We start from the raw sequence: 14,768 nt of genomic DNA, 5'->3' as shown, positions 1-14,768 counted from the left end.
GGCTCCACAGCCACCGCTCGATCAGATCGATCCCTCGACCGCGGCCTTCATCCGCCGGCCGAGCGCCGGAGCGTCCTTGCGTGCGCGCCCGCCGACCAAAGGAAGCAGAAGTCTCCCGATGTCCCGGCCTTCGAGGATGTTGAAGAGGTGAACCCGGGTCCCGCCGTCGGCGGTCGGTTCGAGGTCGTACCCGCCCTCACTGGCGGTGATGGAGTGATAGGACGTCTCGTGCCAGCGGATACGGTTCGGAGCGGCCACATCGACGATCTCGAATTCTCGGTGCGTCTTCAGACCGGCGTTCTTGACCGTGCTGTGAAATACGGTTCCGAGTTCTGTCTCACCGTAGGGGCTTCGGTCCATGACGAGTACCCGCGGATTGAATTCAGGGTCGTGAAGTCCGTCGGCGAGGTAGGTGTAGACGTCATTGATAGGCCGGTCGATGTCGACGGTCACCTCAACCCGGGTGCTCATACGCCTCTCCTTGAAGAGTGCGACCCCTGAACGAGAGCAAGGGTCATTCGGGGCTGCGCCACACGTTGTCGTACGCGGCCTCCTCGATACTGCGCCGCTGCCTTTCGGCCTCCAGTTCCTGGAGCGCACCGTTGACAGCGGCCAGTACCGTTTCCGCGGCGTCGTCCGCGATCTCCTGGATCTCCCCGGCCGGCTCCGCGGTGATCCCGAGTCCCTCGGCAAGCGTGCGAAGGACGGGCTCGGCGGAGGACCAGCGCTCCGCCGCCCGACGACGGGGGACCGAGTCGACCAGGGCGGTGTGTCCGCCGCGGAAGTGCCGTCCTCCCTGCTTCTGAACCAAGCCTTCCGACTCGAAGGCGGCCATGTACGTCGCGGCCAGATCTCTTCCTCTGCGCCACAGCCAATCGCCGACCGATTCGAACGGTTCGGCCACCACGAGGGAGGCCACGGCTTCCTTCAGGAGGCGATCCGTCGGCGCGGTCAGGTCACCCGGGACCATCCGGTCGCCGTCCAGGCGAATGGCCCGGCTCTTCGACAGATCGAGCAGTTCGGCCCCGGCGAGGGCGAGGGACAGCTCGCCGGACCGCACCGGTCGGGTCCCCTCGGCATCGAGGGCGACGATCAGCAGGTCCTGCGGCGTGCTCATGGGCGGTGTCACGTCCAATGCGTCGGCAACGGAACGTTGTTGAGGGACTCGGAGGTCACTCCGAACGCCGGACGTGGGTCAGCCTGCCGGTGCAACCGGCGCCCTCTACAAGCAAGTCTGAGCACATCCGCCTCCGATCTTACGCAGCGTGCACCACCCCTGCATCCCGCCTCGCGCTCGGTGCCGAGCGCGTGCCTGGCGGGACCATCGCCGAGGCCTGATCCGTGGCACAGCCCGGAGCGGATGCCGTCCTGTCCAACGAGTGACAGACTGAAAATCGAGTCGGCCGCGCAGCCGGTCGAGCGGAGTGGCGCCTTGCCCACCCTTTCGGCAGGGCCCGAAGCCGACACGTCACGCCGTGGGGGATCGCACGAAATCCGCGTACTGAGAGTGGTGACCCCTGTGAGTGGGACCGATGGAGCAGCCGACGGAGCACCTGGACGGCTTGCCGGGCAAACAGTCGTGGTGGTGGGAGGCAGCGCGGGCATCGGTCTGGAGACCGCGCGCCAGGTGAGGGCGGCCGGCGGTGACCTGGTCCTCGTGGCGCGCGACCCCGGGCGCCTCAAGCGGGCGGCGGACCAGCTGAACCCCTTGAGCACCGCCGCGTTCGACGCCCGGGACGTCGAGCGCCTGGAGCACTTCATCGGAGAACTCCCCGGGCAGGTCGACCACGTGTTGGTCACGGCGGGCAGCCCGTCGTACACCCCGATCGCCGAACTCGACCTGGCCAAGGCAGGAGCCGACTTCGGCGGGCGTATCGCGATGGTCCTGGCCGTGGCGCGGGCGAGCCGGGAGAAGGTCAGGCCGGGGGGAACACTGCTGTTCATCGGCGGTACCGGCGGTAGGCGCCCCGCGCTGGGGATGGCCGTGACGGGTGCCGTCACCGCGGCGCTCCCTGCTCTGACCGCCAACCTGGCGCTGGAGATCGCGCCTGTCCGGGTCAACCTCATCGCTGCCGGGTTCGTGGACACTCCGTTGTCGGCCTCCCTCCTCGGCGACCAACTCGACGCACGGCGCGAAGAGTTGAGGAAGACGCTACCGATCGGGCGAGTGGTCGGACCTGAGGATGTCGCCGCTCTCGCGCTGCACATCATGGTCAACAGCGCACTCACCGGGGCCACATACGACATCGACGGCGGTCAGCAGCTCGTAGCGCACTGACGCCATGGCCCGGGGTTCGGACCGCGGCCGGCCGTGGAGCGCGGTCCGGCGCCGTTCGGTGAGCAGGTCGTCATCCGTGTCTGCCTTCGCGTCCGAGACGAGAGGAACAAACGATGGACATGAAACTCGAGGTCGTCGTCGTGCCGGTGTCCGACGTCGACCGCGCCAAGGACTTCTACTCGGGGCTGGGCTGGCGGCTCGACGCGGACGTCCCGACCGGCGAGGACTTCCGGGTGGTCCAGATGACCCCTCCCGGCTCTCCGGCGTCGGTCATCTTCGGCACGTCGGTCACCGATCAGGCCCCGGGCTCCGCGCGCGGACTGCACCTGATCGTCGACGACATCGAGGCGGCCCGCGGAGAACTGCGGCAGGGCGGCGCAGACCCGAGCGAGGTGTTCCACGACGCCGGCGGCGTCTTCCACCACGCGGGCACCGACGCCCGGGTGCCCGGCCCCGCTCCGGAACGCGGCAGCTACGGATCCTTCCTGTCGTTCAGCGACCCGGACGGCAACGGCTGGCTTCTCCAGGAGATCACCACACGGCTTCCGGGCCGACTGGATCCCACGACCACCGCGTACTCCTCGTCCGACGACCTGGCGAGCGCACTGCGGCGGGCCGCGGCCGCGCACGGTGAGCACGAGGCACGCACCGGCGCGGAGGATCCGGACTGGCCGGACTGGTACGCGCGGTACATGGTCAGTGAACAGGCCGGGACGGAGCCGCCCACGTGAGCGGTCGGACCCACGGTCCGTCGACGCCCTCACTGTCGAAGACTCTCGCGTTCGCATCTCCCGCCGGTTACCTGCTGATCGCGTGAGCCAGACCCGCTCAACGGAGGTGCCCGTAGCGGCAGTTCGCTCCCCGCCCGATGCGGTGGGGTGGGGCCGACCGGCTCAGAGGCGACGTTCCTGTACGTCACTCGCGCTTCGCGAGTACGCCAGGATCGTCGCCTTCGCCGTGTGGTGAGTGTGGTTGTTCGGGCCACGAGGCGCTCCGGGGGTGGCTACGGTGCCTGCGAGGTATCGCGCCCGCATGACTCGCGCGAATCAGGCAACACGCTGAGAAGTCTGACGGGATTCCGATGAGGGGGTGCTCGTGAGGGAGGCGCTGCAACGCTCGAGCCGACAAGAGGCTCGCGCCCGTCCACCGCACGAAGGCGCCCCCCAGGGGACAGCCGGCGGTGAAGAGCCCCGAGAGCCGTCCGGCGAGGATGCCCGACCGAAGCGGACAGCACAGCGTGAGGCCTTCTTCGACAACGCGAAGTACCTGGCGATCGTGCTGGTCGCCATGGGCCACGCCTGGGAACCGCTGCGGGGCGACAGCCGGGCGGCAGCGGCTCTCTACATCACGGTCTACACCTTCCACATGCCGGCGTTCATCATCGTCTCCGGCTACTTCTCGCGGAACTTCGACGCGCGTCCGCACCGGATCAGGCGCCTGGTGACCGGCGTCGCCGTTCCGTACGTGGTCTTCGAGGTGGCGTACTCGCTGTTCAAGAGGTGGGCGGACGACGACCCTGGCTTCGCGATCAGTCTGCTGGATCCCTGGTATCTGACCTGGTTCCTGGGTGCCCTGCTCATATGGCGGCTGACCACTCCGGTGTGGAAGGCCGTGCGCCGGCCCCTGCCCCTGGCACTCGGCGTCGCGGCGCTCGCGGCGGCGTCCCCCGACATCGGTGACGACCTCGACCTGCAGCGTGTCCTGCAGTTTCTGCCGTTCTTCGTCCTCGGGCTCCTTCTGAAGCCGGAGCACTTCCAACTGGTGCGCCGACGCGAAGCGCGCATCCTGTCCGTGCCCGTCTTCGCGATCGCACTGGCCGTCGCCTACTGGGCGGCGCCCCGGATGAACGCGGCCTGGTTCTACCGCCGCGACAGTGCGCAGGAACTGGCCGCCCCCGGCTGGACCGGCGCCGCCATGACCTTGGCCCTCTTCGCCTGCTCCGTGATCCTGGTCGCCTGCTTCTTCGCCTGGGTCCCGCGGCGCACGATGTGGTTCACCGCGCTCGGCGCCGGGACCCTGTACGGCTATCTGCTGCACGGCTTCCTCGCCAAGGGCTCCCGCTTCTGGAACTGGTACGACCACGCCTGGATCCACCGGCCGCTCGGCGAGATCGCTGTCACCGTCGTCGCCGCCGCGGCGATGACCCTGCTGTGCACCCCACCCGTGCAGCGGAGTTTCCGCTTCGTCATGGAACCGAAGATGAGGTGGGCGTTCCGGCACGACGCCGTCGATGCCGCCAAGGCCCGGCGATCGGGATGACCGGGCCGGCCAGACCACCCGCGGTTCACTGCGAGCGCGTCGCCGCGTCGACACCGGCGGGCCTTCAGGCCGTCCTCGTACGCGACGTCGAGGGACGGGCGGCCGGACGCGTCGACTTTCAGGTCTGCCACTGCTGCGGGCTGGGTTACGTGGAGAGCATCGTCGTCGCAGCCCACTGGCAGGGCCAGGGCGTCGGGAGACGGGCCATCCAGGCGGCTCTGGGTCCGTGCATGGGCTACGCCTGGTCCACGTCACGGCAGACGTCCGAGGGCCGCCGCTTCTTCGCGGCCATGCAGGAGGAGACGGGCCTGGCGTTCCCAGCAGGCGCCGCAGGATGCACGCACATGCTCTCCGCGCATCGTCCGGGGCTCCTGCGCGGCCTGCTCACCCAGCACCGCCCGTAGACCCGCCGGGGACAGGATTGCGGCGGTCAGGCGACGCCACCGTTGGCGAACAGGACCTGACCGTTGACCCACCGGCCGCCCGGTCCGGCCAGGAACGCGACCGCCTTCGCGATGTCCTCCGGCGTGCCGAGCCGCTCCAGGGGGGAGACCGCGGCGATCCGCTCGACCAGTTCGGGGCTCTTGCCTTCGAGGAAGAGCGGGGTGGCGGTCGGCCCGGGAGCGACGGCGTTGACGGTGACGTCCCGGCCGCGCAGCTCGCGGGCGAGGATCAGGGTCATCGCCTCGACCGCGCCCTTGGTCGCCGCGTAGGCCGCGTACGTCGGCTGCTGGAGCCGGGTGACGGAGGTGGAGAAGTTCACCAGCGCTCCGCCGGGCCGCAGCCGGCGGGCCGCGAGCTGGGACACGACGAACGTGCCGCGGACGTTGACCCGGTGCATCCGGTCGAAGGCGTCGAGATCCATGTCCGCCAGCGGGGCCAGCACCATGATCCCGGCGGTGTTGACCACCACGTCGACCCCGCCGAAGTGTTCCTCGGCCGCGTCGTACAGGGCCGTCATCGCCGTCTCGTCCGCGACGTCGCCGGAGACGGCGACTGCCGCGCCGCCCGCCTTCCGGATCGAGGCGACGACCTCTTCGGCACGCTCGGCTCTACCGGAGTAGTGCACGACCACGGACATGCCGTCGGCGGCCAGCGTCTGCGCGACCGCGCTGCCGATCCCGCCCGAACCTCCGGTCACGATCGCCACCCGGGCGGCGGGCTGCTCATTCGTGGTCATGATGATCTCCCTCGCGTTTTTGTGGACGATGAGTACATTAGCAGTATGTAGACCGATGGTCCATATACATATGGCCCTCGGGTCCATATAGTTCTCGGTGGATGTCGCGCCGCCCCGGCCGGCCGAGCTGGACGAGGAGGCGACGCGTGGAGCGCGGAGACACCGAGGGAGCCGGAACCGGCGCGCTGAAGCCGGGCCGTGGGCGCCGCCGGGCGGAGGACGTCCGCCACGCGGTACTGACCACAGCAGCCGAGCTCCTGCTCACCGAGGGAGTGCACGCCCTGACCTTCTCGAAGGTCGCAGCTCGCGCGGGCGTCAGCAAGATGACCCTCTACAAGTGGTGGCCCTCCCCCGGCGCCCTGGCCTTCGACGCCTACTTCAACACGTCCAGGGAGACCCTCACCTTCCCCGACACGGGCGACATCAGGCGTGATCTGACGACGCAGTTGCGCAGTTTCGTCGATCTCCTCGACCGCAACGGCTCCGTCATCGCCGGGATCATCGGAGCCGCCCAGGGCGACCCCGACCTGGCGCAGGCGCTCTCCACGCACTACGTCACGCAGCGTCGCGCCCTCGCCGTCGAACGCCTGACGCTCGCGCGGCAGGCCGGTCAGATCCGCGAAGGGGTCGACCTGGAGACGATCGTCGACCAGCTCTGGGGCGCCGTCTACCACCGGTTGCTGATGCCGGCGCAGCCGTTGACCGCGGAGTTCGTCGATCGACTGATCGCCAATCTCTTCCATGGTGTCGCGCCGGCCTCTCCCGACCCGGCGCCGTAGTCCGCGGCCGCTCGGCCACGGGCGGGAGACTCCACGTGAAGGCCCTCAGCTGACGTGGTCGCGCACCACGTCCAGGAACGTCCGCCGGCTCGGCCGGATGGAAGCCCAGACCTGCTCGTCCTTGGACTCTCCGGGATCACCGGCACCGCTGGGCCCGTCCCTGATCACGTTCTGCACAGCGAACGCGAGCCTCCGTGCCGCTTCGTTCACCTCCGGCGCGCACAGCATGTGAATCGTCTTCTGCGCGACCCACATCCTGTCGATGGTCTGCCGAGCCCGCGCCTGCCACTGCTCGTCGGCCACATGGTGGTGATAGTGATCCACCGCGACCCGCTCCCCCTCCTGCACCGTCCGCAGGAAATCGATGAGCTGGGTCAGGCGCTCGCTCCGACGTGCTTCGGCACGTTCACGAACACTTCTCCGCGTCTCGGCCCGCTCCGTCGCACGTCCCAACGCGTGCTGGGCCACCCACGAGACAAGTCCGCCGAGCAGAACGCCGATGAGGGGCGCGAGTGTTGTCCTAACCATGCCGGAAACATCGCACCAGTTCCTTGGATGTCGTGGTTCTTCGAGGAAACCCGGGACAGCACAGCTCCTGTCGCATAGAGAGGGTCCCCCGCAGGGCGTGCGTCACCACCGGGGCGCGAGGGCCGGGGCCTCCGTACTCGGCTCGCCCGCGTAGGAAGAGACCGGCCACGGTAGTCATCCTTCGTGCAGACCTTTCTTCCGTATCCCGAGTTCACGCGGTCGGCCCAAGTCCTGGATCAGGCCCGTCTGGGCAAGCAGCGGGTCGAAGCGCTCCAGGTGCTGCGCGGCCTGACCGTGCCCGGCTACGGGTGGCGGCACCATCCCGCGGTCCGCATGTGGACCGGCTACGAGGAGGCTCTCGTACGCTACGGCCTGGACGTGTGCGCGGTGTGGGTGAGGAGCGGACACGCCGACACGTGTGCGGCCACGCTCACCACCGACTTCGCCAGGCATCGACCCGGCACCGCCGTACGTGACCAACAGCGGCTCGCCGACGCCGGTGAGCTGCCGCCCTGGCTCGGAGACCCCGCCTTCCATCAGAGCCACCAGTCCGCTCTGCTCCGCAAGGCGCCCGAGGTCTACGCCTCGTCCTTCCCGGACGTTCCCGACGACCTGCCCTATGTCTGGCCGACGTCCGACCGGGCCGCTTCGTAGAACAGATGGCGGCACCCCCGCGCTCCGCTCGGGGCGGGCTCGGTCGCCCGCACGCGTCCGTGCGCTGTCGGGCAAGTACCGCTGCAGGCATGGGCAAATGCGGGCCGCTGGGCGGATCTAGCGTGACGAGTGACGGCGTGGACGGCCCCTGGCACAGACCTTCGCCGTCGTCACGCCGGACGGACCGGCGTATGAGCGAGACTCCAGGAGATTCTCATGGCTGACGCCATCAAACCGGTGCTGGAACCCGCGGCTGCCGCCTTCGCCGCGGCCACCGCCAATCCGCCGTACCTCTTCGACCTGGCCCCCGCCGAGGGCCGCAAGGCGGTCGACGAGGTGCAGGCCGGCGACATCACGAAGCCTGCCGTCGACGAGGAGTGGATCACCGTCTCCGGCGGGCCGACGGGGAGCGTCCGCGCTCGCCTCATCAGGCCCGCGGGCGCGATGGACACCCTTCCCGTGATCCTCTACATCCACGGCGCCGGATGGGTGTTCGGCAACGCCCACACACACGACCGCCTGGTGCGTGAACTGGCCGTCGGCGCCCGGGCCGCCGTGGTCTTCCCCGAGTACGACCTCTCGCCCGAGGCCCGCTACCCCGTCGCCATCGAGCAGAACTACACCGTCGCCCGCTGGATCGTCGAACAGGGCGCGGCCAAGGGCCTGGACGCCTCTCGGATCGCGGTGGCCGGTGACTCCGTGGGCGGCAACATGACCGCCGCGCTGACCCTGATGGCGAAGGAACGGGGCGACGTCCCGCTCGTGGCACAGGTGCTCTTCTACCCGGTCACGGACGCGAACTTCGAGACGGGCTCCTACCACCAGTTCGCGACGGGGTACTTCCTGCGCCGTGACGGCATGCAGTGGTTCTGGGACCAGTACACGACCGACGAGAGCCAGCGCGCCGAGATCACGGCCTCCCCGCTGCGCGCCACGACCGATCAGCTCACCGGGCTGCCCCCGGCCCTCGTCATCACCGGCGAGGCCGATGTCCTGCGCGACGAGGGCGAGGCGTACGCCAACAAGCTCCGCGAGGCCGGCGTCCCCGTCACGGCCGTCCGCTACCAGGGCATCATCCACGACTTCGTGATGCTCAACGCCCTGCGCGAGACCCACGCCGCCGAGGCCGCGATCACCCAGGCCATCGGCACGCTGCGCTCGGCACTGAAGACCGTCTGACACCCACGGGGAGAAACTGCACATGACCACCTCCACACCCACCGTCGTCCTCGTCCACGGCGCGTTCGCGGACGCCGCCGGCTGGTCCGGAGTCATCACCGAACTGCAGAACCACGGCATTCCCGTGGTCGCACCGCCGAACCCCCTGCGCGGGCTCGCCGCCGACGCCGCGTACGTGGCGTCCGTGGCAGCCCAGATCGACGGTCCCGTCGTCCTCGTCGGTCACTCCTACGGCGGAGCGGTCATCACCGTGGCCGGTGCGGCGGACAACGTCGTAGGGCTCGTCTACGTCGCCGCCTACGTTCTCGAAGAGGGCGAGAGCCTGGGCGAACTCCAGGGCCGCTTCGCCGACTCACCGCTCGCGAGCAGCCTGAAGCAGTCGACGTATCCCGTCGAGGGCGGCGGGGCCGCCGCCGAGGTGACCATCGAGGCGCACGCCTTCCCGAACGTCTTCGCAGCCGACGTGCCGGCCGACGTCACCAAGGTCCTGGCGGTCAGCCAACGCCCGCTGGCCGCGGCGTCGTTCACGGAGACCGCCTCGACGGCCGCCTGGAGGACGAAGCCCGCCTGGGCCCTCGTCGCCGGAGCGGACCAGGCGATCAACCCCGAGGTCGAGCGCTTCGGCGCCAAGCGGGCCGGCGCGACCACCATCGAGATCGAGGGCGCCTCGCACGCCGTCGCCGTGTCGCGGCCCGAGGAAGTAGCCGGCTTGATCCGCGACGCGGTCCGCGCGACGAGCTGACCCCGTAGTCGAGGCGGCCCCGCGGAGGCGTCCGCTCCAGAGCGTCCGCGGGGGCCGCGCCGCGAAACTTCCTCCGTCTCTTCCTGGTCTCTCCCACGTCAACGCTGTGTGATTGCGGTACAGGCTGCATTGCCGAGCGATCACGCTGCCCGTGGGAGGTTCCTGGTGTCCACCGTCCTGTCGACCGCACCCCTGTCCGCCTCGGAACGGACGGCACGCTGGCACGAAGCGGTCAACCGCACCTTCGTACCCCTGGATGTCGAACTCCTCGAACGCGAGCCGTCGCCCGGATCGATCGTCAGCCATCGGCTCGGTCCGCTGCGGATCTCCACCGTCCAGGCCGGACCGCAGGTGGTGAGGCGCGACAAGCGTCTGATCTCGCGGGACAGCCGGGAGACGGTGATCCTCAGCCTTCAGAACTGTGGCACCGCCTTGAAGGAACAAGACGGCCGGGAGTCCCGGATAGCACCGGGCGGCTTCTCCCTCAGCGACTCGTCCCGGCCGTTCAGGAAGAAGCTCGCCGACGGCTTCAGCTTCACGTCCTTCCAGTTCCCGCGCGACGAGCTGCGTGTCCGGGACGAGGATCTGCGGGCCGTGACCGCGACCTCCTTCACCGGCACCGCGGGCACGTCGGCGCTGCTCGCCACGTACCTGGCTCAGGCCGCCCGCGACGCAGCGGCCTTCGACCAGGGCGTCGGGAGCCGTGTCGCCGCCACGGCCCTCGACCTGCTGGTCCTGCTCATCGACGAGCGATGCGGACGCTTCGTTCCCGACGCGACGCAGAATGCGGCTGCATCACTTGTTCGCGTGAAAGAGCACATCGCGGGGAACCTTTCCGACCGCGATCTCTCGCCGTCCAAGATCGCCGAGGCGAACTTCATGTCCGTCCGATACGTGCACAGGCTGTTCCAGCTCGAAGGCACGACAGTGAGTGGATGGATTCGGGCGCAACGGCTGGAACGGTGCCGCCGAGATCTCCTGCGGCCCCGGGCCGGGGACCAGGGCGTGGCGGCGATCGCTCACCGCTGGGGCTTCGTGAGCGCCAGCCATTTCAGCCGTGCCTTCCGCGCGGCGTACGGAATGGCGCCACGGGACTGGCTGGCCGCAGGTCTGACGGGTGGACAGCACCCCACTCGGGAGCTTTGAGCGGCATGATGTCGCCCGCGCGCCGTGAACGCGTCGGCCGTCAGGAGCTCGGATCGGCGCCGACGGATGAGGACCCGCCCTCCGTCAGGGCCTCGAGGCGGGAGCGCCCCTCTTCCACCAACTCCGGCGGGATACGGCCTTCCAGCACGAGCACGCACCGCAACTCGGCTGCGGCAGCGGCGAGTTCATTCAGACGGGTCAAGGCGCGGGCCAGGTACAGGTGGACCTTGCCTTCCTGCTTGTCCCATCCGAGAGCCTCGAACAGCCCACCGATCGGACGGAGAACGTCGACGACGTCCTGCCAGCGCTCCTGGGCGAGATAGGCGAACGAGACGTGGTAGGCGGCGATCAGAGCCGTGACGTCACGTACGTTCGACGGGATGCGGTCGAGATTCCGGGCGTCGGCGAGTACGGCCATGACCTCCCCGTAGGTCTCGATGGCCCCGTCGGTCCGGTCGGCCGCAGTCAGGCTGTCGATGGCCACGTTGCAGGCCTGGAGGTATCCGTTGATCTCGTCGGCCTTGGAGAACAGGTCCATGGCTCGGCGTGCGCTGTCCGCGGCGCGGGACAGATCGCCGACGCGGCTCAGAAGGGAGGCGAGATAGGTGTGAGCCCACGCCTCCTGGATGACGTCTCCCGCTGTGCCGGCAAGATCCAGGGCAAGCTCGGCGGCGGCGACCGCGTCGTCGTGGCGGCGTTCGCAGGCCCAGTAGGCCCACGAGAGATAGTTGCGGTGGGTGGCTTCGAGGACGGGATCAACGAGAGAGGCGGACGCCTCGGCCGCACGCTCGTAGATGTCGACCCAGAGCCCCGACGAGACCCAGTTGTCGGAGAACCAGTGCATGGCCTCGGCGACCTCGACCACCCTGGTGTGTTCGCCGTCCGCGGCGGCCGCGTGGAAGGCGGCCGACCAGTTGTCGCTCTCCGCCTTGATCCACTGAAGCGCCTGCCGGCGGCTGTCCAGGGCGACCGGACGCAGCGGATCCGGCGCGGGCGCACCGTAACCGGGTTCGTACCAGCGGCCGGCGAGGACGGCCGTATCGAGCAGCCAGGTCCTCAGCCGTGCCGCGTCGGCGGCCGACTCCTGGGGGCTGTCCTCCAGTTGGTGCCGTGACCTCGCGTACAGCCGCAGCAGATCGTGGAGGCGGTACCGGTCCTCGTGGCGCGTCGCGAGCAGTCCGGCCTCCAGCAGCTCCTCCAGTACGTCCTCGGCCTCAGGAATCGTCGTGTCGGCGAGCACGGCGGCCGACGGGACGCTGAAATCGCCTCCGGGTACGAGCGAGAGCAGCCGGAACATCCTTGCCGCCCCCGGCGCGAGACGCGAGTACGAGAGGGAGAACGCCGAGTTCACGCGCAGGTCGCCGGCGCTGAGCAGGTCCAGTCTGCGGTTCTCGTCGTTGAGACGGGTGGCCAGACGTTGGAGGCTCCAGTTCGAGCGTGTGGCCGCCCAGTTGGCGGCAACGCGCAGCGCGAGGGGAAGGTGACCGCACAGCTCAGTCACCGAGCGCGCGGCTTCCGGCTCCGCATCGACGCGTCCGGCGCCCACCACCGCTCGCAGCAGAGAGGCGGACTCCGGCTCGCTCAGGGCGCCCAGTTCGACACGCTGGACTCCTTCCAGGCCCGCCAGGGTGCGACGGCTGGTCACCACCATCAGCAGTCGGCCCGTGCGCGGCAGGAGTGGGCGTACCTGAGACTCGCTGCCGGCGTTGTCCAGGATCACGAGGGCGCGGAGATCCGCGGCCAACGCGTGGTAGCGCGCCAGACGTTCTTCGCCGTTCAGCTGCGCCACGTCGAGGTCACCGACGCCCCAGGCTCCGAGCAGACGCACCACCGCGTCGTCCACCGAGAGAGGGTGGGCGTCCAAGCCGCGCATGTCCACCAGGAACGCCCCGTCCGTGAAGGACGTTCGGCACTCTTCGGCCAGCCGGATCGCCAGGGTGGTCTTCCCGCTTCCGGGACAGCCGAACACCACGGCCACCGGGGGTGCGACGGCGTACCGACCCTGGTCCGGAGCGCCGGCGTCTTCGAGGTGGCGATGGGCGACGGCACGCAGCAGGTCCAGTTCGGCGCGCCTCCCGACGAAGTCACGGACACCCCGGGGCAGCTGATGTGGGGGGACGACGGCATCGGAGGAGCTCCCGGCCGGACGGGAGGCCCGGGCGATCGACAACAGGTCTGCGTGGATCGACTCGTCCAGTCCCAAGCCCTGGGCAAGGGCGGCGATCGTCCCGCGTCGAGGACGAAGACTCCGCCCTCGCTCCATGTCGCCTATGGCGCGGCCCGAGACACCGGACGCCTCGGCCAACTCCTCCAGCGTCAGACCGCGCCCCTGACGCAGCTCCCGCAGCCGACGGCCGAATGGCGTCCCGCTACTGCTTTCCACCACACCCCGCCGTCGGCACTACCCACACATATTTGTCGTTTCATCTTACTCTGCGCGGTGTTCCGTCCATTCATTCAATTCTCAGGTGGTCGCGGTTCTTCGTCGGACCCGGCGCCGGGACCGTCCCGGGCCGGCGTCCCACCGGCCACGCCGACCTTCCGCTCTTTCCACCGCAGGAATCCGGGGCCATGCCCGAATGTCCGACGGGGGAGATCCGACTCGCGAGTCGGACGGCGATGAGTCTCACCGCTTTTGCCAGTCTGTATTCACAGCACGCGAGCAACCGCACCCGAGGAGGCCATCGTGACCGCGACCTACACTTTCGACGTCTTTTCCAGTCTCGACGGATTCGGCGCAGCCAACGGAGACTGGACCGGCTACTGGGGCAAGCAGGGGCCGGAGCTCTTGGACCACCGCCTCGCCCTGTACGACGAGGAGCAGCGGATGGTCTTCGGGGCCAACACCTATCGCGCGTTCGCGCGGATGCTGGCGGCCAGTACGGAGGATTCCGACGTCCGTGATCCATGGGTCACGCGGATGAGGAACCTGCCGACGACGGTGGTGTCGAGCACGCTGGAGGGGCCCCTCGACTGGCCGGACGCGACGATTGCGAGCGGCGACGCCGTCGATGTCGTCGCCCGGCTCAAGAAGGACTCCGACGTGCCGCTGCGCTCGCACGGCAGTCTGTCGATGAACAGGGCGCTGATGGCCGCCGGCCTGGTGGACCGCGTCCAGGTGACGCTCTTCCCCGTCATCACCGGTCAGTCCGGACTGGAACCGATCTTCCAGGGTGCGTCCGACTTCGACCTCGAACTGATCGAGCACCGCACGCTCGACGGCCACATCCAAGAGCTCATCTACCGGCCCACCCTGCATGTCTGAATCGGGACCGAGCAGGTGCTCCGCGGGAGGTGCGCCGTCGGGGTCGGGCTGTCCGCGGGCCGCATCTTGGTGAGTGTCAGGTCCATCATGCCTGTTCGGAGGCTGTTCCGGTAGGACGGAGCGCACGTCCGTTCGGGCTTGTCGCCGGTGGTGGTTCACCCCCAGACTCGTCGTCATCCACTCTCCGGCGTTCGTTCCGGCATCCGTTCTCGGCTGCCGGTGCGTTCGCTGTGCTGTCCCGTCGCGCGGCGGTGCGGCTCGGGAGTGGGGAACGAAGGGGGATGGGTGGATCAGGACATGGTTTTGCTGGCGAGAGTCAGGCTGCTCAGTGCCAACCGACGGGTGGTGCGCGGTACGGAGGGGCTGTGGATCTATCGTCTTCTCACCCAGGTCGAACCGGAGGTGTACGGGTCGAAGCTGGCGTACGTCCTGGTGGAGGCCGGCGGCTCTCCTCTGGTCAGCGAACTGCCGGAGCGACGGCTGGCCCTGTTCGACGAGGCGGTGGCAGTGGCGACGGCGCTCGACGTCGCGAATCCGTACCGGGCGAAGGTGTTGAAGAGGGCATTGGTCGCCCGGCAGCGGGAGTTGGAAGGCCACCCGGTGTCATAGCGGACTCTTAGGGGCAGTGGGTGGCCCGAGGCTGTGGGCGTCCGGTCCGGCGACAGCTGGACCGGACGCCCGGCCCGGCATCCTGTTTGCACCTCGTCGGCACCTCGTCGGCAGCCCGACGGCCCTCGCGGCAGAGACCCCGGAACGGT

General features: G+C 69.2%; 16 protein-coding genes. 11 read left to right on the top strand and 5 right to left on the bottom strand.

Annotation, left to right across the window (positions count from 1 at the left end):
- Positions 1 to 21: 21 nt before the first annotated feature.
- Together ACIRQH_RS12275 and ACIRQH_RS12270 are read right to left on the bottom strand one after the other, a co-directional pair.
- Positions 22 to 471 (bottom strand): SRPBCC family protein, encoded by a 450-nt coding sequence (locus ACIRQH_RS12275; RefSeq protein WP_358818534.1) that lies wholly within the window; start codon positions 469 to 471, stop codon positions 22 to 24.
- Positions 472 to 514: 43 nt separating this feature from the next.
- Complete coding sequence (locus tag ACIRQH_RS12270; RefSeq protein WP_404225543.1) at positions 515 to 1,117, bottom strand: GPP34 family phosphoprotein; 603 nt, start codon at positions 1,115 to 1,117, stop codon at positions 515 to 517.
- Between the two features lie 390 nt (positions 1,118 to 1,507).
- Between ACIRQH_RS12270 and ACIRQH_RS12265 the strand changes: the two genes are divergently transcribed.
- The 4 genes from ACIRQH_RS12265 to ACIRQH_RS12250 all read left to right on the top strand — a co-directional run bounded on the left by ACIRQH_RS12265 (position 1,508) and on the right by ACIRQH_RS12250 (position 4,941).
- A complete protein-coding gene (locus ACIRQH_RS12265; protein ID WP_404225541.1) occupies positions 1,508 to 2,278 on the top strand; it encodes an SDR family oxidoreductase in 771 nt (256 codons plus the stop codon).
- A gap of 113 nt (positions 2,279 to 2,391) precedes the next feature.
- Positions 2,392 to 3,009 carry a VOC family protein gene (locus ACIRQH_RS12260; protein ID WP_388878309.1) on the top strand — a complete coding sequence of 206 codons (618 nt, stop codon included), beginning with the start codon at positions 2,392 to 2,394 and terminating at the stop codon, positions 3,007 to 3,009.
- Between the two features lie 364 nt (positions 3,010 to 3,373).
- Positions 3,374 to 4,537, top strand: a complete 1,164-nt coding sequence (locus tag ACIRQH_RS12255) for an acyltransferase family protein (RefSeq protein ID WP_404225539.1) — start codon at positions 3,374 to 3,376, stop codon at positions 4,535 to 4,537.
- Entirely contained in the window at positions 4,534 to 4,941 is a 408-nt protein-coding gene (locus ACIRQH_RS12250; RefSeq protein ID WP_358818539.1) for a GNAT family N-acetyltransferase, read from the top strand. Before ACIRQH_RS12255 ends, ACIRQH_RS12250 begins: the two co-directional genes overlap by 4 nt.
- 26 nt (positions 4,942 to 4,967) lie before the next feature.
- On the opposite strand, the gene ACIRQH_RS12245 is transcribed toward ACIRQH_RS12250, so the two are convergent.
- Positions 4,968 to 5,717, bottom strand: coding sequence for an SDR family oxidoreductase (locus tag ACIRQH_RS12245; RefSeq protein ID WP_388878304.1), 750 nt, complete (start codon positions 5,715 to 5,717; stop codon positions 4,968 to 4,970).
- Between the two features lie 146 nt (positions 5,718 to 5,863).
- On the opposite strand from ACIRQH_RS12245, the gene ACIRQH_RS12240 reads away from it, so the two are divergent.
- A complete protein-coding gene (locus ACIRQH_RS12240) occupies positions 5,864 to 6,496 on the top strand; it encodes a TetR/AcrR family transcriptional regulator (RefSeq protein WP_404225536.1) in 633 nt (210 codons plus the stop codon).
- Between the two features lie 45 nt (positions 6,497 to 6,541).
- Here ACIRQH_RS12240 and ACIRQH_RS12235 read toward each other — a convergent pair whose 3' ends face one another.
- A complete protein-coding gene (locus tag ACIRQH_RS12235) occupies positions 6,542 to 6,964 on the bottom strand; it encodes a hypothetical protein (protein ID WP_388878298.1) in 423 nt (140 codons plus the stop codon).
- A gap of 243 nt (positions 6,965 to 7,207) precedes the next feature.
- Between ACIRQH_RS12235 and ACIRQH_RS12230 the strand changes: the two genes are divergently transcribed.
- The 4 genes from ACIRQH_RS12230 (at position 7,208) to ACIRQH_RS12215 (ending at position 10,745) form a co-directional block, all read left to right on the top strand.
- On the top strand, positions 7,208 to 7,678 hold the full coding sequence (locus ACIRQH_RS12230; protein WP_404225534.1) for an MSMEG_6728 family protein: 471 nt from the start codon (positions 7,208 to 7,210) through the stop codon (positions 7,676 to 7,678).
- A gap of 216 nt (positions 7,679 to 7,894) precedes the next feature.
- On the top strand, positions 7,895 to 8,857 hold the full coding sequence (locus ACIRQH_RS12225; RefSeq protein WP_404225532.1) for an alpha/beta hydrolase: 963 nt from the start codon (positions 7,895 to 7,897) through the stop codon (positions 8,855 to 8,857).
- Positions 8,858 to 8,879: 22 nt separating this feature from the next.
- On the top strand, positions 8,880 to 9,599 hold the full coding sequence (locus ACIRQH_RS12220) for an alpha/beta fold hydrolase (RefSeq protein ID WP_404225530.1): 720 nt from the start codon (positions 8,880 to 8,882) through the stop codon (positions 9,597 to 9,599).
- A 165-nt stretch (positions 9,600 to 9,764) separates the two neighbouring features.
- On the top strand, positions 9,765 to 10,745 hold the full coding sequence (locus ACIRQH_RS12215; protein ID WP_388878286.1) for a helix-turn-helix domain-containing protein: 981 nt from the start codon (positions 9,765 to 9,767) through the stop codon (positions 10,743 to 10,745).
- Between the two features lie 40 nt (positions 10,746 to 10,785).
- On the opposite strand, the gene ACIRQH_RS12210 is transcribed toward ACIRQH_RS12215, so the two are convergent.
- Positions 10,786 to 13,128 (bottom strand): helix-turn-helix domain-containing protein, encoded by a 2,343-nt coding sequence (locus ACIRQH_RS12210; protein ID WP_404225528.1) that lies wholly within the window; start codon positions 13,126 to 13,128, stop codon positions 10,786 to 10,788.
- Between the two features lie 303 nt (positions 13,129 to 13,431).
- Here ACIRQH_RS12210 and ACIRQH_RS12205 point away from each other — a divergent pair, with 303 nt between their 5' ends.
- The gene (locus ACIRQH_RS12205) at positions 13,432 to 14,010 is read left to right on the top strand and encodes a dihydrofolate reductase family protein (RefSeq protein WP_404225526.1); all 579 of its coding nucleotides are present in this window, start codon (positions 13,432 to 13,434) and stop codon (positions 14,008 to 14,010) included.
- 285 nt (positions 14,011 to 14,295) lie between these two features.
- On the top strand, positions 14,296 to 14,619 hold the full coding sequence (locus ACIRQH_RS12200) for a hypothetical protein (protein ID WP_388878278.1): 324 nt from the start codon (positions 14,296 to 14,298) through the stop codon (positions 14,617 to 14,619).
- Positions 14,620 to 14,768: the final 149 nt, after the last annotated feature.

Origin of the sequence: Streptomyces sp. NPDC102279 (assembly GCF_044766365.1) — a bacterium.
Classification (GTDB): Bacteria; Actinomycetota; Actinomycetes; order Streptomycetales; family Streptomycetaceae; genus Streptomyces.
The sequence above is the reverse complement of the archived record's forward strand: the minus strand, read 5'-3'. Positions and strand labels throughout refer to the sequence as shown.